The 18,455-nt window shown below is 57.9% G+C and carries 17 protein-coding genes, 1 tRNA gene and 1 pseudogene; 10 read left to right on the forward strand and 9 right to left on the reverse strand.

The genetic code is table 11. The annotated features are described in order from the left end of the window. Window positions 1-91 precede the first annotated feature (91 nt). The 6 genes from ftsK (at window position 92) to cysG (ending at window position 7,749) form a co-directional block, all read left to right on the forward strand. Window positions 92-2,494 carry a DNA translocase FtsK gene (ftsK, locus tag E0D86_RS21125; RefSeq protein ID WP_177493072.1) on the forward strand — a complete coding sequence of 801 codons (2,403 nt, stop codon included), beginning with the start codon at window positions 92-94 and terminating at the stop codon, window positions 2,492-2,494. Between the two features lie 16 nt (window positions 2,495-2,510). After that, on the forward strand, window positions 2,511-3,137 hold the full coding sequence (lolA, locus tag E0D86_RS21130; RefSeq protein ID WP_131651974.1) for an outer membrane lipoprotein chaperone LolA: 627 nt from the start codon (window positions 2,511-2,513) through the stop codon (window positions 3,135-3,137). A 14-nt stretch (window positions 3,138-3,151) separates the two neighbouring features. Beyond that, window positions 3,152-4,477 carry a replication-associated recombination protein A gene (locus E0D86_RS21135; protein ID WP_131651975.1) on the forward strand — a complete coding sequence of 442 codons (1,326 nt, stop codon included), beginning with the start codon at window positions 3,152-3,154 and terminating at the stop codon, window positions 4,475-4,477. Then, on the forward strand, window positions 4,474-4,848 hold the full coding sequence (gene crcB / locus E0D86_RS21140; protein ID WP_131651976.1) for a fluoride efflux transporter CrcB: 375 nt from the start codon (window positions 4,474-4,476) through the stop codon (window positions 4,846-4,848). Before E0D86_RS21135 ends, crcB begins: the two co-directional genes overlap by 4 nt. A 72-nt stretch (window positions 4,849-4,920) precedes the next feature. Continuing rightward, the gene (gene serS, locus E0D86_RS21145; protein WP_131651977.1) at window positions 4,921-6,201 is read left to right on the forward strand and encodes a serine--tRNA ligase; all 1,281 of its coding nucleotides are present in this window, start codon (window positions 4,921-4,923) and stop codon (window positions 6,199-6,201) included. Between the two features lie 153 nt (window positions 6,202-6,354). Then, window positions 6,355-7,749, forward strand: coding sequence for a siroheme synthase CysG (cysG, locus tag E0D86_RS21150; protein ID WP_131651978.1), 1,395 nt, complete (start codon window positions 6,355-6,357; stop codon window positions 7,747-7,749). A gap of 1 nt (window position 7,750) precedes the next feature. On the opposite strand, the gene E0D86_RS21155 is transcribed toward cysG, so the two are convergent. The 7 genes from E0D86_RS21155 to E0D86_RS21185 all read right to left on the reverse strand — a co-directional run bounded on the left by E0D86_RS21155 (window position 7,751) and on the right by E0D86_RS21185 (window position 11,952). After that, window positions 7,751-8,749, reverse strand: coding sequence for a glutathione S-transferase family protein (locus tag E0D86_RS21155; protein WP_131651979.1), 999 nt, complete (start codon window positions 8,747-8,749; stop codon window positions 7,751-7,753). Window positions 8,750-8,834: 85 nt separating this feature from the next. Then, window positions 8,835-9,815, reverse strand: a complete 981-nt coding sequence (locus tag E0D86_RS21160) for a glycosyl transferase family protein (protein WP_131651980.1) — start codon at window positions 9,813-9,815, stop codon at window positions 8,835-8,837. Next, the gene (locus E0D86_RS21165; protein ID WP_131651981.1) at window positions 9,812-10,147 is read right to left on the reverse strand and encodes a TusE/DsrC/DsvC family sulfur relay protein; all 336 of its coding nucleotides are present in this window, start codon (window positions 10,145-10,147) and stop codon (window positions 9,812-9,814) included. Before E0D86_RS21165 ends, E0D86_RS21160 begins: the two co-directional genes overlap by 4 nt. Continuing rightward, window positions 10,144-10,446, reverse strand: coding sequence for a sulfurtransferase complex subunit TusB (gene tusB / locus E0D86_RS21170; protein ID WP_131651982.1), 303 nt, complete (start codon window positions 10,444-10,446; stop codon window positions 10,144-10,146). The genes E0D86_RS21165 and tusB overlap by 4 nt, the downstream gene beginning before the upstream one ends. Further along, on the reverse strand, window positions 10,446-10,805 hold the full coding sequence (gene tusC, locus E0D86_RS21175) for a sulfurtransferase complex subunit TusC (protein WP_131651983.1): 360 nt from the start codon (window positions 10,803-10,805) through the stop codon (window positions 10,446-10,448). Before tusC ends, tusB begins: the two co-directional genes overlap by 1 nt. Further along, window positions 10,805-11,197, reverse strand: coding sequence for a sulfurtransferase complex subunit TusD (tusD, locus tag E0D86_RS21180; protein ID WP_131651984.1), 393 nt, complete (start codon window positions 11,195-11,197; stop codon window positions 10,805-10,807). The genes tusC and tusD overlap by 1 nt, the downstream gene beginning before the upstream one ends. 86 nt (window positions 11,198-11,283) lie before the next feature. Further along, window positions 11,284-11,952 (reverse strand): Bax inhibitor-1/YccA family protein, encoded by a 669-nt coding sequence (locus tag E0D86_RS21185; protein ID WP_125863907.1) that lies wholly within the window; start codon window positions 11,950-11,952, stop codon window positions 11,284-11,286. A 128-nt stretch (window positions 11,953-12,080) separates the two neighbouring features. Between E0D86_RS21185 and E0D86_RS21190 the strand changes: the two genes are divergently transcribed. Further along, a tRNA-Ser gene (locus tag E0D86_RS21190) sits at window positions 12,081-12,170 on the forward strand. 288 nt (window positions 12,171-12,458) lie between these two features. Here E0D86_RS21190 and E0D86_RS21195 read toward each other — a convergent pair. Beyond that, window positions 12,459-13,372: pseudogene (locus tag E0D86_RS21195) on the reverse strand (endonuclease). A gap of 315 nt (window positions 13,373-13,687) precedes the next feature. Further along, entirely contained in the window at window positions 13,688-14,398 is a 711-nt protein-coding gene (locus E0D86_RS21200) for a hypothetical protein (RefSeq protein WP_131651985.1), read from the reverse strand. Window positions 14,399-14,552: 154 nt separating this feature from the next. Here E0D86_RS21200 and E0D86_RS21205 point away from each other — a divergent pair, with 154 nt between their 5' ends. From E0D86_RS21205 to E0D86_RS21215, 3 genes are all read left to right on the forward strand, one after another. After that, window positions 14,553-15,890 (forward strand): hypothetical protein, encoded by a 1,338-nt coding sequence (locus E0D86_RS21205; RefSeq protein ID WP_131651986.1) that lies wholly within the window; start codon window positions 14,553-14,555, stop codon window positions 15,888-15,890. A 75-nt stretch (window positions 15,891-15,965) separates the two neighbouring features. Further along, complete coding sequence (locus E0D86_RS21210; RefSeq protein ID WP_131651990.1) at window positions 15,966-16,157, forward strand: AlpA family transcriptional regulator; 192 nt, start codon at window positions 15,966-15,968, stop codon at window positions 16,155-16,157. A gap of 626 nt (window positions 16,158-16,783) precedes the next feature. After that, window positions 16,784-17,467, forward strand: coding sequence for an inovirus Gp2 family protein (locus E0D86_RS21215; protein WP_131651987.1), 684 nt, complete (start codon window positions 16,784-16,786; stop codon window positions 17,465-17,467). The last annotated feature ends 988 nt before the right edge of the window (window positions 17,468-18,455 follow it).

Genomic DNA, 18,455 nt, shown 5'->3' on the forward strand with positions numbered 1-18,455 from the left:
AATGCCATCGAATCGACAAAGCCGTACAATGTCGGGGTTCAGGCTGACCACGGTTCATAGAGCGCGCCGCAGGCGCAGGAAATAAAGCGTTTTGAAGAATACCTCCTCTACCGCGCCGGCTTCCGTCTGGCGACAGCAATTGCATTACCGTCTCAAAGAGGGCGCGTTGATCGCGCTCGGCGCTTTGTGTGCCTATTTGTGGATGGCTCTGCTGACCTACGATCCGTCCGATCCCGGCTGGACGCACACCAGCAATGTCGAGCAAGTTCAGAACGCGGCCGGCCGCGCCGGGGCCTGGTTCGCCGACGTGCTATTCATGGCGCTTGGCTATTTCGCGTTCCTGTTTCCCTTGTTGCTGGGCATCAAGACTTGGCAGGTATTTCGTGCCCGCCATCAGCCCTGGACATGGAACGGCTGGCTGTTTTCCTGGCGGTTGATTGGACTCGTCTTTCTGATTCTGTCCGGCTCCGCGCTGGCTTACATCCATTTCCAGTTCGCCAACAGTCTTCCTGCTTCGGCAGGTGGTGCATTAGGCGAGAGCCTCGGTCAGCTAGCCGAGGCCGCGCTTAACGTTCAGGGCAGTACGTTGTTGCTACTGGCTTTCTTCCTGTTCGGTCTCACGGTGTTCACCGATCTATCCTGGTTCAAGGTGATGGACCTGACCGGCAAGATCACGCTCGATCTGGTCGAGCTGATTCAGAGCCTTTTCAGCCGTTGGTGGTCTGCGCGCAACGAGCGCAAGCACATCGTTGCGCAGCTGCGTGAAGCCGATGAGCTGGTAAACGACGTGGCTGGTTCGCTACCCGACCATCGTGAGCGCGCAAAGGTGAAGGAGCGTTTGCTCGAGCGTGAAGAGTCGCTGAGCAAGCACATGAGCGAGCGGGACAAGCGTCCGGCTCCGGTGATTCCGCCTGCCGTGCCCCCGAAGCCGGTGGAGCAAAGCAAGCGTGTGCTGAAGGAAAAACAGGCCAATCTGTTCGTCGATCCCTTGATCGAAGGCAGTCTGCCGCCGATTTCCCTGCTCGATGCCGCCGAAAAGCAGCAGAAGCAGTATTCGCCCGAATCCCTCGAAGCCATGTCGCGGCTGCTGGAGATCAAGCTCAAGGAGTTTGGTGTCGAGGTGATCGTCGAGTCCGTGCATCCGGGGCCGGTGATTACCCGCTTCGAGATCCAGCCGGCCGCCGGGGTCAAGGTCAGCCGTATTTCCAATCTGGCCAAGGACCTGGCGCGCTCGCTGGCGGTGATCAGTGTTCGCGTGGTCGAGGTGATTCCCGGCAAGACCACCGTTGGCATCGAGATTCCCAACGAGGACCGGCAGATCGTACGCTTCTCCGAAGTGCTGTCGTCAGCGCCTTATGACGACGCCAAGTCGCCGGTGACCATCGCCCTGGGCCATGATATCGGCGGCAAGCCGGTGATCGCCGACTTGGCCAAGATGCCGCACCTGCTGGTGGCGGGCACGACCGGTTCGGGTAAATCGGTGGGTGTGAACGCCATGATCCTGTCGATCCTGTTCAAGTCCGGGCCGGAAGATGCGCGGCTGATCATGATCGACCCGAAGATGCTCGAATTGTCCATCTACGAAGGCATTCCGCACCTGCTGTGCCCGGTCGTGACCGACATGAAGGAGGCCGCCAACGCTCTGCGCTGGAGCGTCGCCGAGATGGAGCGCCGCTACAAGCTGATGGCGGCCATGGGTGTGCGCAACCTGGCGGGCTTCAACCGCAAGGTGAAGGAAGCGGAGGAGGCCGGCACGCCGCTGACCGACCCGCTGTACCGCCGCGAGAGCATGGAAGACGAAGCGCCACTGCTGAAGAAGTTGCCGACCATCGTGGTCGTGGTGGACGAGTTCGCCGACATGATGATGATCGTCGGCAAGAAGGTCGAAGAACTGATCGCGCGTATCGCGCAGAAGGCCCGCGCAGCCGGTATTCACCTGATCCTCGCCACCCAGCGGCCGTCGGTGGACGTGATCACCGGCCTGATCAAGGCCAACATCCCGACCCGCATGGCATTCCAGGTATCGAGCAAGATCGATTCGCGCACCATTCTCGACCAGGGTGGCGCCGAACAGCTTCTCGGTCACGGCGACATGCTCTACCTGCCGCCGGGCACCGGCCTGCCGATTCGCGTACATGGCGCCTTCGTTTCCGACGATGAAGTGCACCGTGTGGTCGAAGCCTGGAAGGCGCGTGGCGCGCCCGACTACATCGAGGAAATCCTCGCCGGTGCCGAGGAGTCCGGTAGCGGCTTCGATGGCGGTGGCGGCGAGGGTGGCGGTGAAGGCAGCGAGGAAGATCCGCTGTACGACGAAGCCGTACGTTTCGTCACCGAGAGCCGCCGCGCATCGATCTCCGCCGTGCAGCGCAAACTGAAGATCGGCTACAACCGCGCCGCCCGGATGATTGAAGCCATGGAAATGGCCGGCGTCGTGACCTCCATGAACACCAACGGCTCGCGCGAAGTGCTCGCGCCGCCACCTATGCGCGACTGAGTCGCACCGAGGAACTATGCAATTGATTCGTTTGCTGTTCGCCTCCGCTCTGCTGTTCGCTCTGGTGCCAGCCCAGGCCGATCAGGCTGCCTCTGTCCAGCGGCTTACTGGCTTGTTGCAAAAGGCCGAGACCTTGACAGGGCGCTTTTCTCAGCTGTCGCTCGACGGCACTGGCACCCAACTGCAGGAAACCTCCGGCGAGATGGCGCTAAAGCGCCCTGGTCAGTTCCGCTGGAAAACCGACGAGCCGATGGCGCAGCTGCTGGTTTCCGATGGCAAGCAGGTCTGGCTGTACGATCCGGACTTGGAGCAGGTCACCATACAGACTCTCGATCAACGCCTGACCCACACTCCGGCGCTGCTGCTTTCCGGTGACGTTTCGGCCATCAGCGAGAACTTCCAGGTCTCCCACAAGGAAGCCGGCGAGGTGGTCGATTTCACGCTCGAGCCGAAAGCCAAGGACACCCTGTTCGATAACCTTCGGCTGTCCTTCCGCAATGGCGTGATCAATGACATGCAGATGGTCGACGGCGTCGGCCAGCGCACCAATATCCTTTTCCATGGTGTCAAACTGAACGAGCCGCTCGAGGCGGACCTGTTCACTTTCGATATTCCCGAAGGGACCGATGTCATTTCCGAATAAGTCGTAGAGCCTTGATGGACCTGTTCAGCCGTGCCCCCGTTGCCCAGCCGTTAGCTGCACGCCTGCGAGCCGCCAGCCTCGACGAATACGTCGGGCAGGAGCATTTGCTGGCGCGTGGCAAGCCGCTGCGCGAGGCGTTGGAACAGGGCGCGCTGCACTCGATGATCTTCTGGGGACCGCCGGGTGTGGGCAAGACGACGCTGGCGCATTTGCTGGCCAAGGTGTCCGACGCCCATTTCGAAACCGTCTCGGCGGTGCTGGCCGGGGTGAAGGAAATCCGCCAAGCGGTGGAGATCGCCAAGCAACAGGCGGCCCAGTACGGTCGGCGGACCATTCTCTTCGTCGATGAAGTACACCGTTTCAACAAATCCCAGCAGGATGCCTTTCTGCCCTATGTCGAGGACGGCACGCTGATTTTCATCGGTGCGACTACCGAGAATCCGTCTTTCGAACTGAACAATGCCTTGCTGTCGCGTGCGCGGGTCTACGTGCTGAAAAGCCTCGACGAAGCCGCCTTGCGCAAGCTGGTCGAGCGCGCGCTGAGTGAATCGAAAGGCCTGGGTGACTTGCATCTGCGCCTGCCCGAAGAAAGTTTCCAGATGCTGGTGGCCGCGGCCGATGGCGATGGCCGCCGATTGCTGAACCTGCTGGAGAACGCCTCGGACCTGGCCGAAGAGGGCGGCGAGATCAGCGTCGAGCTGTTGCAGGATCTGCTGGGCGACAGTCGCCGGCGTTTCGACAAGGGTGGCGAAGCCTTCTACGACCAGATTTCCGCCCTGCACAAGTCGGTACGCGGCTCCAACCCGGATGCGGCGCTGTACTGGTTCGCGCGGATGCTCGACGGCGGTTGCGATCCGCTCTATATCGCGCGGCGCGTGGTGCGCATGGCCAGCGAGGAAATCGGCAACGCCGATCCGCGAGCGGTCGGGCTGTGTCTTTCCGCCTGGGACGTCCAGGAGCGCCTGGGCAGCCCCGAAGGCGAGTTGGCTGTGGCGCAGGCGATCGTCTATCTCGCCTGCGCGCCGAAAAGCAATGCGGTCTACACGGCCTTCAAGGCCGCCAAGCGCGACGTGGCGGAAAACGGCTCGCAGGAGGTCCCGCTGCATCTGCGCAACGCGCCGACCCGCCTGATGAAGGAACTGGGTTACGGCAACGAATACCGCTACGCCCATGACGAGCCGGACGCTTACGCCGCCGGCGAGGATTACTTTCCCGAGGCCATGGAGCCGCGCCAGTACTACCATCCGGTGTCGCGAGGGCTGGAGAGCAAGATTCGCGACAAGCTGGACCACCTGGCCCGGCTCGATCGCGAAAGCCCACGGCAACGGAGAAAGACATGATCCGCCTGGTGCTGGCCGTCGCCGCAGGCGGCGTGGTCGGTACGCTGATGCGCTTTGCCCTGTCGACCTGGGTATCGACGCACTGGCCGCGACATTTCTATCTGGCCACGCTTGCGGTCAACCTGCTGGGCTGCCTGCTGATCGGCTACCTGTACGCGCTGTTTCTCATGCGCCCGGACGTTTCGCCTGAGCTGCGTAGTGGCTTGATTCTTGGCTTTCTGGGGGCGTTCACCACTTTTTCCAGTTTCTCTCTCGACGGCTTGCGGCTGCTCGAGAGCGGCCAGCTTGCCACGGCCTTCGGCTACATTGGCCTGAGCGTGCTCGGCGGCTTGCTGGCGACCTGGGCAGGCCTTGCCCTCGGCAGGTTATGAAGCTGGCCGCTATCGCAGTAAACTCCGCTTCCTCTTCGCCTTTCCTCAAAGCTTTCACAGACGAGACTCACCATGCTTGATTCGAAACTGCTACGCACACAGCTGCAAGACGTTGCCGATCGCCTGGCTACCCGTGGTTATCAGCTGGACGTGGCGCGTATCGAGGCGCTGGAAGCACAGCGCAAGACCGTGCAGACCCGCACCGAGCAGTTGCAGGCCGAGCGCAACGCCCGCTCCAAGTCGATCGGTCAGGCCAAGCAGCGTGGCGAAGACATTGCGCCGCTGCTCGCCGACGTCGACCGCATGGCCACCGAGCTGGATGCCGGCAAGCAGGAGCTGGACGGCATCCAGGCCGAACTGGATCAGTTGATGCTGACGCTGCCGAACCTGCCGCATGAGTCGGTGCCGGTGGGCAAGGATGAGGACGAGAACGTCGAGGTGCGTCGCTGGGGTACGCCGGCCACATTCGATTTCCCCGTTCAGGATCATGTCGCCTTGGGCGAGCAGCATGGCTGGCTGGATTTCGAGACCGCCGCCAAACTCTCCGGTGCGCGCTTTGCCCTGATGCGCGGGCCGATCGCCCGCCTGCACCGTGCACTGGCGCAGTTCATGATCGACCTGCACACCCGTGAGCATGGCTACGAAGAGGCCTACACCCCCTATCTGGTCCAGGCGCCGGCGCTGCAGGGCACTGGCCAGCTGCCCAAGTTCGAAGAGGACCTGTTCAAGATCAGCCGCGAAGGCGAGGCCGATTTCTACCTGATCCCGACTGCGGAGGTCTCGCTGACGAATATCGTCGCCGGCGAGATTCTCGATGCCAAGCAGCTGCCTCTGAAGTTCGTCGCCCATACGCCGTGCTTTCGTAGCGAGGCGGGTGCGTCCGGCCGTGATACGCGCGGGATGATCCGGCAGCATCAATTCGACAAGGTCGAGATGGTACAGATCGTCGAGCCGAGCCAGTCCTTCGAGGCGCTGGAAAACCTGACGGCGAACGCTGAGAAGGTGCTGCAGCTGCTGGAACTGCCTTATCGGGTGCTGGCGTTGTGCACCGGCGATATGGGTTTTGGTGCAACCAAGACCTACGACCTGGAGGTTTGGGTGCCGAGCCAGGACAAGTACCGTGAAATTTCCTCCTGCTCCAACTGCGGCGACTTTCAGGCACGCCGTATGCAGGCACGCTACCGCAACCCGGAAACCGGCAAGCCCGAGTTGGTGCATACGCTCAACGGTTCCGGTCTTGCGGTGGGCCGTACCCTGGTGGCGGTGCTGGAGAACTACCAGCAAGCGGACGGCAGTGTACGAGTGCCGGAAGTGCTGAAGCCCTACATGGCCGGTATCGAGGTCATCGGCTGAGAGGTCGATTCCCGGCGGTCCTGAGCGCTGCTGGTGCGCTCCGATAGGCGCCTGCTTCAGGGCTCGATCCGGACTCCTTGATTCCCGACAAGGGCCACCATCGGCGTAACGGCTGAGATGGCCCTTACCTTTCATGGACACCAGGACTCGCTGATGGATTTCTTGCCGCTGTTCCACAACCTCAAGGGCCGCTTGGTGCTGATCGTCGGCGGCGGCGATATCGCTCTGCGCAAGGCGCGGCTGTTATCCGAAGCGGGTGCACTGCTGCGTGTGGTGGCGCCCCAGATCGAGGCACAGCTCGACAAGTTGCTGGAGCAGAGTGGTGGACATTCGTTCAAGCGCGGTTACGCGAGCGAAGATCTCGCTGGCTGCGTCCTGGCGGTGGCTGCCACCGATGACGAGCCGCTCAATGCGCAGGTGTCACGGGATGCAAAGGCACTCGGCATTCCGGTGAATGTGGTGGATTCCCCCGAACTGTGCACGGTGATTTTCCCGGCCATCGTCGACCGCTCGCCACTGATGATTGCCGTCTCCAGTAGCGGCGACGCACCGGTGCTGGCGCGCCTGGTTCGCGCACGGATCGAAACCTGGATTCCCTCGGCGTACGGACAGCTGGCCGGGTTGGCGAAGAAATTCCGTGCCCAGGTCAAGGCGTCGTTGCCAGATGTGCAGCAGCGTCGGGTGTTCTGGGAGGACGTTTTTCAGGGGACCATCGCTGAGCGCGCGCTCGCCGGACAGGAACTAGAAGCCGAACGGCTGCTACAGGCCAAACTGTCAGGCGCGGCCCCTCGAAGCCTGGGCGAGGTCTATCTGGTCGGTGCTGGCCCAGGCGACCCCGATCTGCTCACTTTCCGCGCCCTGCGCCTGATGCAGCAAGCGGACGTGGTGCTCTACGACAGGCTGGTGGCACCCGCGATTCTCGACATGTGCCGGCGTGATGCCGATCGCATCTACGTGGGCAAGCAGCGCGCCGATCATGCCGTCCCACAGGAGCAAATCAACCAGCAATTGGTAACGCTGGCACGGCAAGGCAAGCGAGTGCTGCGTCTGAAAGGTGGTGACCCCTTCATCTTCGGTCGTGGCGGCGAAGAGATCGAAGAGCTGGCGGCCAACGGCATTCCCTTCCAGGTCGTGCCGGGCATCACCGCCGCCAGTGGTTGTGCAGCCTATTCCGGTATACCGCTGACCCATCGTGATTATGCGCAGTCGGTCCGTTTCGTCACCGGCCATCTCAAGGACGGCAGTTGCGATCTGCCCTGGGCCGACCTGGTCGCGCCGAGCCAGACGCTGGTGTTCTATATGGGCCTGGTCGGCCTGCCGGTGATCTGCCAGCAACTGATCGCCCATGGCCGTGGCGCTGACACGCCAGCGGCGCTGATCCAGCAGGGCACCACCAGCAAGCAGCGGGTATTTACCGGAACGCTGGGTGACCTACCCGAGCTTGTCGCGAGCCAGCAGGTGCAGGCACCGACCTTGGTGATCGTCGGTGAGGTCGTGACGCTTCGCGACAAGCTGGCGTGGTTCGAGGGAATGACCGAGCCGGAGTAGCTCAGCGCGACCAGATGCCCTTACCAAGCAGTCGTTCGCGATCATGCGCGCGGTCCAGCGCCAACTGCGGCCCCTTGGGAACGATGCCGTTGGCGTTGATATGGCGATGGCTTGCGTAGTAGTGGCTCTTGATGTGGGTGAAATCGACGGTTTCGGCGATACCCGGCCATTGATAGAGCTCGCGTAGCCAGTTCGACAGGTTCGGATAATCCTCGATCCGCCGCAGGTTGCACTTGAAGTGGCCGTGATAGACGGCGTCGAAGCGGATGATGGTAGTGAAGAGTCGCCAGTCCGCCTCGGTGAGGAATTCACCGGTTAGGTAACGCCGCTCCGCCAGGCGCTGCTCCAACCAATCCAGTTCGCTGAAGAGTTCGTCGAAGGCCGCTTCGTAGGCCTTCTGCGTGGTGGCGAATCCGGCACGGTAGACGCCGTTGTTTACTCTGGGGTAGATCCGCGCGTTGAGGTCGTTGATTTCCGCGCGCAGTGGTTCGGGGCAAAGATCCAGTTTCGAGCCGGTCAATCCTTCGAAGGCATTGTTGAAAATACGGATCAGCTCGGATGATTCGTTGTTGACGACCCGCTGCTGTTGGCGATCCCAGAGCACCGGCACCGTCACGCGGCCGGTGTAGCTGTCATCATCGATGATGTAGCGCTGGTGGAGATACTGCAGCCCATCGAGCGCATCACCGCTGGAGCCGGTGCTCCTGTCGAACGTCCAGCCATGCTCGGCCATTAACCAACTGACCACCGATACGCCGATCATGGGTTCGAGCTGCTTGAGTTTGCGGTAGATCAACGTGCGGTGGGCCCAGGGACAGGCGAGCGAAACATAGAGGTGATAGCGCCCGGCTTCGGCCTTGACCGCCGGCCGACCATCGGGACCGGGCGAGCCGTCCGCGGTCACCCAGTCGCGACGTTGGGCCTGTTCGCGCTGGAACTCGCCGTCATCGTTGTTTTCGTACCACCGATCCTGCCACTGACCATCGACCAGAAGTCCCATGACTGCCTCCTCGTTATGAACGTTAGGGGCACTCTAGGGGACAAGGTTCGATGGATGGGATCTAATGCCGGGACAAATCCATCGTTCAGTTCGATGAATTCCTGTGCTGCCAATACTGCCTTGCCTGCGCGAATGCTTGTTCTCGAGGCTGACCCAGGCCGCGCAGGACCAACGCCATGGTCGCCGCGACGGCCAGTTCACCATAGGCGTCCTCGGCGCCGTTCCATACGGCCAGCAGATGCTGCGGGTCCAGCTGTGCGGGCTTTACGTGACGCTGCGGCGAGAGGGCAGGCCAGTCCTCATCCCAGCTGGCGCCGGTTTCGGTGCCGTACAGATGAGCAATACCGTCCGGGTTGACTTCGATTTCGCCGCCTTCGCCTTTGATGACGATCGCGGTGTCGCCCAGCAGGCGGCTGGCTTCGCGGTGATTGGCCTGGTAACCGGGGTGGAAGATGCTCTGCAGGCCGCAACGAGCGTCCAGCGGATTGAGAATGCGCGCCAGCGAGTGAATCGGCGAGCGCAGGCCGAGCACGTTGCGCTGATCGATCATTCGCTGCAGCACGGGCATCCAGGCACGCAACGGCATGAAGGCGACCTCGCCGCGATCCAGCGTGGCGGCGACCGTTTCCCAGTCTTCGCAGCGGGTGATGCCGAGCAATTCGAGCAACTGCTCGGTATACATGCGCCCAGCGGTGTGGGCGCCGCCGCCATGCATCAGGATGCGAACGCCATTCTGCGCCAGACATTTCGCGGCAAGTAGATACCAGGGCAGATGCCGCTTCTTGCCGGCGTATGTCGGCCAGTCGATATCCGTGGCAATGACGGGCGCCTGAATTCGCTCACGAACGGCTTCGGTGAAACCGGCGAGTTCTTCGGCACTTTCCTCCTTGTGGCGCAGCAGCATCAGGAAGGCACCGAGCTGGGTATCTTCGACTTCGCCATCGAGCAGCATGCCCATGGCTTGACGCGCTTCCTCGCGGGTCAGGTCGCGTGCGCCGCGCTTGCCCTTGCCGAGAATCCGCACGAAAACGGCGAAGGGATGTTCTGCTGGCGTGACGGTGCTCATATGCAGTTGCTCGGTTTCGGCAGGCCTGCCAGCTTGGCTGCGAGCTTGGCGGGTGTGCCTTTGAATAGACGATTGAGGTGCATGCTGTTGCCCTTGTCGGGCCCCAGTTTCAAGGCGGTGTATTTGATCAGTGGGCGCGTTGCGGGTGACAGCTGGAATTCATCATAAAAGGTGCGTAACAGTTGCAGGATTTCCCAGTGCTCACCTTCCAGCGCCAGGCCTTCCTGTCGAGCGAGGGCCTCGGCCACCGGCTCACTCCAGTCGTTCAGGTCGGTCAGATAACCTTCCTGGTCGACCTCGATGGGCCGGCCGTTGACGATCAGAGCATTCATAACCAGGCATTGGTCCTGTTATAGCGACAGCAGAGTTCGACGAAGCCGGCATAGTCGATCGTTTGCAAGCGCTCGGGCAGCGTCGCAAGGCCGCGCGCGACGACATCTTCCTCCAGTGCGAACAGCATAATGCTGACAGGCATCAAGTCCAGGGCCTGTCGCTGGGCCGTGCCGGTCTGCAGCGCATAAACGGCATCGCCACTGAGCAGCAGGGCATCCTCCGCTGCCAGCAATTGCAGGCAGCTGGCCAGGCGGCTGTCGGCGAAAGGGGAGTGCGAAAGCAGGTGCAAGGTGGCCATCAGAGAGTGATCACGTGGTCGTAGCGGTTGATGAGGGCACGCAGGGCGGTGTCGTCCAGGACTTCTACCGGTAGCGACAGCGCGTTCTGGTCCAGGCCGCGTTCTTGAAGGCTGCGCTGGGCCGCATACAGCGAGTCGACACCGAACAGGGGCAGCGCCTGCAGGTTGGCTGTTAGATCTTTCTGCTGCAGTTGCGCTGCTTGCTGTGCCTGCACCAGCTGTAACACACCATCGTCGAGAAACAGCATGCCCAGGGGCAGCTCGAAGGCGCCGCCGGCCAGCGCGATATCCAGCGCTTCGCGCGCCGATGGCCCGGACCAGGGCGATTGCCGGGTGATGATCAGCATCGAGCGCGCCATCAGTGACCTCCGAAGCAGACGAGGCGATCGGCTTGTTGTGCCGCTTCGTGCAGCTGGCCCAGGCCGGAAAGCTCCCAGGCGGGCAAGAGATTGGCAGCGGGGCGCGAGTGGCGTTTGGCTTCCTGTTCGTCCAGTACGCCCCGGCGTAAGCCTGCGGCGATGCAGACGACGCCGTCGAGCGCATGGCTACGAACGAAACGCTCCCATTCACCGGCCAGGTCGAGCTCATCCTGCGCGGTCACGATATTGGCCGAGGCACTGTGCACGCCGTCCTGATAGAGAAACAGCCGGGTTATCTCGTGCCCACCGGTCAGTACGGCCTCGGCGAAGCGCAACGCGCGCCGCGAAGCGGGGGAGTGGGCGGGTGAAAACAGAGCGATTACGAATTTCATGGTGCACCTTGCTAACTGGGCGACATGATACGCCAGCTGCAGAAACGAAAAAGCCCGCCGAAGCGGGCCGATTCGAAGAGCGACTATCAGTCGTCGCCACCCATGATACCCATCAGCTGCAGCAGGCTGATGAACAGGTTGTACAGCGAAACGTACAGACCGATGGTGGCCATGATGTAGTTGCGCTCGCCGCCATGGATGATGGCGCTGGTCTGGTAGAGGATGCAGACCGAGGAGAACAGTACGAAGCCAGCGCTGATCGCCAGCTGCAGGCCGCTGATCTGGAAGAAGAAGCTTGCGACCATCGCGCCCAGCAGGACGAAGAACCCGGCGGTGATGAAGCCGCTGAGGAAACTCATATCCTTGCGGGTGATCAGCACGAAGGCGGACAGACCGAAGAACACCAGCGCCGTCATCGATAGCGCCGAGGCGATCAGTTCACCACCGTTGGCGGTACCTAGATACATGTTGAGAATCGGGCCGAGCGTATAACCCATGAACCCGGTCAGCGCGAAAGTTGAAAGCAGACCCCAGGCCGAATTGCGCAGCTTCGCTGTGAGGAAGAACAGGCCGTAGAAGCCGATCAACACCACGAAGATGTTCGGGTAGGCCGCATTGGCCTGCATGGCCATGTAGGCGACTAGGCCGCTGAAGCCGAGGGTCAGAGCCAGAAGGCTATAGGTGTTGCGCAAGACGCGGCTGACTTCCCGTTGTTCAACCTGCGTGTGCGTAGATGCGTACTGTTGCTTGAGCATTGCGACACTCCTGTAGATGTCTTCAGCCTGAGGCGAATTGACTCGGATCATAGCAGAGCTTTTGTTGCAGCCTAACAACAGAGTTTGACAGTGTGTTTCGTTCCGGTACTATTGCGCCCGCTCTCTGCGGAGGAGTGGCAGAGCGGTTGAATGCAACGGTCTTGAAAACCGTCGAAGGGGAAACTCTTCCGTGAGTTCGAATCTCACCTCCTCCGCCATATTGCAAGCTGAAGGCCCCGTATTCCGGGGCTTTCGCGTTTCTAGGGCTCGCTGGTCCACACTTTGGTCCACATTTGGGTTCTTGTCGCCGCGTGTTCAAAATGGCCGTCACGAATGGCTCTGGCGGCATTACAACTCCCAGTGAAAACGTAGTCGATTCTTTCGTCAGTGGCCTGATCGGTTCAAAAAGGGCGGGCAGCTGCCCATGGCATGCTGTGCTGCGTATCGCGTTCGTACGGGTTTCCTACTGGCCGCTGTGTGCAGCTGGCCCGCAAAGACGGCTCGCTTTAGGTACCTATTGGCGGTTTCCTGGCTTTTCGATGCCTGTGAGCGACTGCCTTTGCTTCGGAAGGGAAGTTTAGCTGGTTTTTGATTGAGTCCTTGCCGTAGCTCGGGCACCCCTGAGGCAGGTGGTAGATTTTGCTACTCCTGTTACCGATGATCATGGGCTCGTTTGAAGCCTTAACAGATGCCGCTGCGGTGGATCTGACACGAACCGGGCTGACAGGACCTTCTCGGGACGGCTTGTGCCCGAGACTCCACGAGCGATCGTCAGTGATGAACGGATTCTGGTGACCCATGATCTTGGCGGTTCGGCTATTCCACTCCCATTCCCATGCGGATACCGGATATTGGCGGTCCCATGCCATTAGCAGCTGCTGCTGTTGCCTAGACATAGACAGACCATAGCGGTCGTTCATGTAGAAGGTAGACCGTGCTAAGAGCCTCTTCACGTCGTCACGCGGCTCGGCGGAACGGTCGTTGAAGTCAACGCGGGTAGGGCACGCTCCGTATTGCGGCGCGATGCCAGTCACTATTCCGAACTGGAAGTTGCTCCGATCGCCATTCACCTCGCCTACCGATGGGTAGAGGTTGAACAGGTCAGCTTCCATCGCTCGGAAGACTGGATAATCCGCTATGCAGTTCTTACGACCGAGTTTCTGCCAGCAATGACGCTGAAGGTCTATGATTTAGGCGGGGAAGATGTGTTCTCACTCAATACGATCGGCGCGGTTATGCTGAGCACGAGTTTCATAGCCGCACGAAGCGGGATCAATCCGACCGTCTGACTTTCCGATCCATTGCACTTGCAGCGACAATAAAGCTCTCCCTGCACCCTTGACGCTTGGTCAATGAAGTTTCGTTGCTTAGCGATGACTACAGCAGCAGTGAGCTTCGAACGCGTGTCGGCGTTGAAGATTGATGCGACGAATAGGGATCATTGCCGCTAGGGATACTTTTGATTCATTACTTCAATCAGCCCGTTGCAAATTTACGTATTATTAGATGCGCCCGCGTCGCTATGCTACTTGTCCCTTGCTCTTGACTAGGTGGCGGTTCAACTGGCGCTGGGTCGGCTCGTTACGGGCTTAATATAGATCGAAGCAATCATCCGCACGTTAGTATGCCTGCTTGCAGGCATGTCTAGTTTACCGCTCATCTTTAAAGGGACGGTGGAAATATGCACTAACCAGTTTGAACAACGCATTGCGCATGCTCTAGCAAAGCGCTAGAGCTATAATGTCTCAGGTTTTTTTAACCTTTTTAGCCTGAGCTCTTGAAGCATTGGACTGAGCTCGAGCGACCTTAATACTGCGTACTCAATTTCCTTCCGAACACGAGCCTTCTTTTGCAGCGCTAGTTCCTCCGATAACTTGAGCTCCTCGTCCGATGGAAGGGGGTTTTCGCCTCTAGCAATTTCATACGCCGCCAAAAAACCTATGCAGCCCATGAGCTGGTTCTTAGTTTCTCGCAGCTCCTCCCTACATCTCGCCAATGCATCATTGGTTTGATGCCGAGCCACTTTATCCTCTTCCTTTTTCTTTACGAGCTGCTGTCTGAGGTCTGCATCCTCTCGGACCGCATCGTTGATGAGCGATTCGACCATCGCTGTCTCTGTCTTTTTGTATCGCTCAGCCAGACGAACAAGCTTCTTTTTTGTCGAGCTGTTTAATACATATGTGCTGCTTTCCCGTCCGTTAGCAGGGGACCTATACCGATGCTGTCTCAGGGCGCCCTTCATGCGTGTCAACCAAAGCACCCCCTCCTCGGATTTCGGGATCCTTTCTAGCCTACGGATGACTAGGTTCTTGGTCGACGTTTCCGCAAATTGTCCAGGCGAGAAGTATTCCCGCTCGAGGCTGATTGGATTCCTAGCGATGTAGCGGTCGAGCCAAGACCACTCATCGTCGCTCCTGCACAGATCATCAAATCCTTTGCTTTTCATCGCTCTCGTCTCATCAGGGATGCGCCGCTGGCATCGACGGAGCTCAATATCTCACGTGTAACGTTACAAGTAAATCACATGTAACACTAGACTATAGCAAGACAATATTTTCAGGGTATAAAAACCGTGCCTAAATAGGTGCAATCCATTTATAATGCTCATCATCGGAACCGGCAAGGTAGTGATTTTGTACTGGAATTTCTTATGCGATGAGCTGCATGCGTGCAGCCCTGACGCCAGATTTGTTTTCGAGGCACTGGCGAACCGAGCCGCCAGGGGCGAACGCTGCTGCTATAGAGTCAAGACGCTCGCTGCGATCCTGCATCTATCCCAGAAGCTAGTGAGCGGTGCGCTTACTGAGCTCAAGGAGGCGGGAGCGCTGGTAGATGAACAGACGAAGCCTGCTGGTAAAGGCAGGCCAGCGATCAGGCTCGAAATAACGCCTCACCTGCTTCAACAGATTGAGGAGATGGGTAATCCGTACGGAATCCACAGCGAGATCCTAGAGTGCCTTTTTTCTGAAGCAGAAATCCTAGCTGCGAAGCCCAATGCTCAGCCGGTCATCAATAAGGGTATTGAGCTATCGACGCGAGATGGGAGGTCAGCGCCTTCCGGTGCGCGAGGTCGACTTTCAGCAGCCAACAGGTTTTTGCTTGGGGAACTGCTGGTGAACGCGGATAAATTCGGTGTGGTGTCAAGAATTGGCAATGCACAGCTGAGGCGGCTTACTGGATTGGATGACGCTAGCTTAAAGCACCGTTTGCGTCGGCTGATTGACCTGGGCTTTATTCGACGCTTCGTGCCCGGCCTCACAAGCTCGATATTCAAAAGTGGAAAGGTTAGCAGCACATACTTTCTCAATCTGACCCATCATGGCTTTGGCATTTCTAGCGGCTGTGGTGTTCTGAGGCATGTCGCTGTTACGCACAAGACTGCGCATTACAGCGATGCTCAGATGCTGCAGAACCACGTCGAGATTTTTATAGTAACAGGTAAATACTGGCTAAAGGGGTCTCCGGTTCCTGTTGTTAAATTCCTGGCGGGGCAAAATGAACGAGTCTTCGCTGTGGTACAGGTTATGCTTTTCCGGTACGTCTCGTATCTTCTGACCAATCACTGGAAGGATCTAGGGGGCGGTCGCCCGGTTGCGCGAGAAACAGTCAGCGACCTGATCTCCCGTGACTTTCGACAGCCTGACCAAGACCGTGAATGGTCGGCTATTTTGGATCATTTCTATAAGCGGGCCATTGAACTTGCCGAGGATTTCAAAGCTAGATTTAGCCAAGTATCAACCTTTGAGTTCGCTGCGGTGGAGACATGCGTTATCCCACCAGCGCTGCATCAAGATTACAAAACCATAACCACAGCTGTCTGGCCGCTTCGCGAAGGAGCTACAGGTTATATTGAATCTCAGGATGGGCCGCTTAGTTCAGGCGTGGAATGCCCCGGTGGCTGGGGCACAATACGATATTGGCCGAGTCACTCTGACTAGAGGTAGCTGAGCACGTCGTAGGTATTTTTTTACAAACCCTGCCTTTCCTCTGGACGAACAGAGGACCCGCCCATGATTAGACTAATTCGTAAAAAAGAAGTGCTTGCGGCTACCGGCTTCAAAAATTCAACTCTTTACAAGTATATCGCTGAGGGAAGCTTTCCTAAGCCGGTCACTATAGGCGGGCGAGCTAAGGCGTGGGTGGAAAGTGAGGTTATTGGCTGGATGAATGATCGAATCAAGGAGCGAGACGAAGGTCGCTCGTAAAGACTGAGCTAATAGCCGCTTGCTCAGGCAAGCGGCTTTATGCTGTACACGAGCAAGCATTGGTCTGGGTACCGCTCTTATAGTTGCGAAGTCTTCTAGCGGCAACGGTGAAGTTATCGGTGCACTTTTAATAACTCGTACATCGTGACTCGGTGATCAATTTTGTAGCTCATACCCGCAGAGCGATACCATTAGAGTGCAGATAGATATTACCGATAAAATGGATTTTTTCGAGACTTAAACATTTTAGGATTTGGCCAACTAATCGGCTTATCGTTAAGGATTCTCCAAGATAATTGCTTAGTTATGCCTCGATAAGCTTTGGTATAGTAGTAACAAGCTCAATGCTAATAGAGTTAGCTTAGCTGGATAACTGTATACCCCCATAACAATCCAGATAATAGCCAAAAGCCCAATAAACTTTAAATTTAAGAAGTCAAGTTTAGTGAATATAAGGGAATAATATCACTTGCTAAGATAAATGGTTAAATTCTTATTTGAATATTTCAAGATTAAGCTATTTACAGTAAGGTTGAGGGTCTGAGGCTACGTTACAAATCGGTTCTTTCCTCATAAAAAAATAATTGACTTGTTTAGATGTGTACTCACTAAGCAGGTCAATTCTGATGAAAAATATTAGACTGAGAAAACGTCATCCAGACAATCCCAGCTTGCATCTATACACAGATACAGAATTTTATGGATTGCCTATTCAATCTGATCAAGTACCCTTCATCTATGAGCATTTGGAGCGTCTACATGACGTCACTATCGCAGCTATGGCGCGATACCCGAGGGTGTTTGCTTTTCGGTTTGATCTGCACTTACCTAAAGGCATATCCATGCCTGCTGAGGCTTACACCAACGAAGTGGTGTCTCGCTTTAATGCCGCAATCAAGCTAATGGTTAGAAGTGCTCGTCAATCTGCTAGGGCCGTTAATCGCTACGCGCCTGAAACTGACCTATATTGGATGTGGACGCGAGAGGAGGGTGACGACAGCCAGCATTATCACTTCGTTATGCTCGTAAACAAGGACGCTTTTCATACCCTCGGGAGATTTAACTCTAAGCGTGACAATCTATACACGCGAATTGCTCGAGCCTGGAGCGGCGCCTTACGGATACCGTATGGTGAATATAAGGGGTTGGTACATGTGCCTACAGGGGCTGTCTACTATTTATCTCGAGAGGAAGATAGCGAGCTGAAAGAGTTCTTTTATCGGGCCAGTTATATGTGTAAAGCACGTTCTAAAGTGTTCGGGCATGGTTTTCAAGTCATGAATTCCAGCCGGTTTGGGCGTTCCCTATAGGGTGTTTTTCATAGGCGCATCTCTTAGTAGCCCATCTACAGGGCTGTGGCTGCAGCATTGAGCAGGGGGAGGGGAAGGGCTTTCACGCTCACGTCGCGTTCTTCTTCAACGGCGCCCATGTGCGCAGCGACTGGAAAAAGGGCAGGGATATCGGTGAGCTATGGGCTTGCATCACTAACGGAAAAGGACATTTCCATAGCTGCAATGACGATAAGGAGTCGTATGGCAAAGAACTGGGATCGGAACGATTTACCGCTCCGATCAGGATGCTCGCTGCAATATCATGAAGGTCATGACCTACCTGACCAAAGACAGCCAGCCTCTGCGTATCAAGCCAGAGGGCGGACGAGCACTACGAATGGGGCACCGCCTAAACCTTGCTCGGATGTGATACTCGCACCATTTGAGCGTTATTGGCTCGGGCAGAGATGTTGCGGTTATCGGCCGAGAAGATGCGAGCCTAGCTGCCGATACCGAAGCGCACTGAATACCGAGTCGACCATAAGGTCCGTCGTGGCGAGGTTGATGAGCTGCCAGAACCGTCTTCGATTTCAGCTAGCTCTGCGGGAAGGTTACGAAGTCCTTGCGGTGTCTGCCATCAGATGTCGCAACCCGCGGAGGGCAACAGAGGCCGTTAGCTGGTGCTGGTGGTTACTGTCGCCAGTAGTACCCCGAGCACTCGTGCTGAAGCGCCTCGGGAAAGTCCCAGTTTCTTATTAGGAACCGCTCGGCACCCGCCATCGCGCAGTCAATGTGCTTGCGGTTCAACGCCGGTTTGTGAGCTGCGATCAGAATCGATTCAATAAGGCAGATGTCCTGGGGCTGCAGCATCAGGCTAGCGTCTGGAGTGCCAAGCGTTACTGTAGTGGTCTACTGATTCCGGACACCCATTTAGGGCGAGAATGCTCGCCATAGAGAGGTGTCTGATGACCAAGCAACGTCGTTCCTTTACGCCCGAGTTCAAACGAGAGGCCGCCTGCCTGGTGCT

The organism is Pseudomonas sp. IC_126, from assembly GCF_004331835.1.
GTDB lineage: Bacteria > Pseudomonadota > Gammaproteobacteria > Pseudomonadales > Pseudomonadaceae > Stutzerimonas.

Coding starts and splice junctions, on each gene's coding strand:
- E0D86_RS21155 (WP_131651979.1), bottom strand. CDS start 8,749: ATGGGACTTCTGGTCGATGGTCAGTGGCAGGATCGGTGGTACGAAAAC.
- tusC (WP_131651983.1), bottom strand. CDS start 10,805: ATGGCGCGCTCGATGCTGATCATCACCCGGCAATCGCCCTGGTCCGGG.
- E0D86_RS21215 (WP_131651987.1), top strand. CDS start 16,784: ATGAAAAATATTAGACTGAGAAAACGTCATCCAGACAATCCCAGCTTG.
- tusD (WP_131651984.1), bottom strand. CDS start 11,197: ATGAAATTCGTAATCGCTCTGTTTTCACCCGCCCACTCCCCCGCTTCG.
- serS (WP_131651977.1), top strand. CDS start 4,921: ATGCTTGATTCGAAACTGCTACGCACACAGCTGCAAGACGTTGCCGAT.
- E0D86_RS21200 (WP_131651985.1), bottom strand. CDS start 14,398: ATGAAAAGCAAAGGATTTGATGATCTGTGCAGGAGCGACGATGAGTGG.
- E0D86_RS21135 (WP_131651975.1), top strand. CDS start 3,152: ATGGACCTGTTCAGCCGTGCCCCCGTTGCCCAGCCGTTAGCTGCACGC.
- E0D86_RS21185 (WP_125863907.1), bottom strand. CDS start 11,952: ATGCTCAAGCAACAGTACGCATCTACGCACACGCAGGTTGAACAACGG.
- cysG (WP_131651978.1), top strand. CDS start 6,355: ATGGATTTCTTGCCGCTGTTCCACAACCTCAAGGGCCGCTTGGTGCTG.
- E0D86_RS21160 (WP_131651980.1), bottom strand. CDS start 9,815: ATGAGCACCGTCACGCCAGCAGAACATCCCTTCGCCGTTTTCGTGCGG.
- E0D86_RS21165 (WP_131651981.1), bottom strand. CDS start 10,147: ATGAATGCTCTGATCGTCAACGGCCGGCCCATCGAGGTCGACCAGGAA.
- tusB (WP_131651982.1), bottom strand. CDS start 10,446: ATGGCCACCTTGCACCTGCTTTCGCACTCCCCTTTCGCCGACAGCCGC.
- E0D86_RS21205 (WP_131651986.1), top strand. CDS start 14,553: ATGCTCATCATCGGAACCGGCAAGGTAGTGATTTTGTACTGGAATTTC.
- lolA (WP_131651974.1), top strand. CDS start 2,511: ATGCAATTGATTCGTTTGCTGTTCGCCTCCGCTCTGCTGTTCGCTCTG.
- crcB (WP_131651976.1), top strand. CDS start 4,474: ATGATCCGCCTGGTGCTGGCCGTCGCCGCAGGCGGCGTGGTCGGTACG.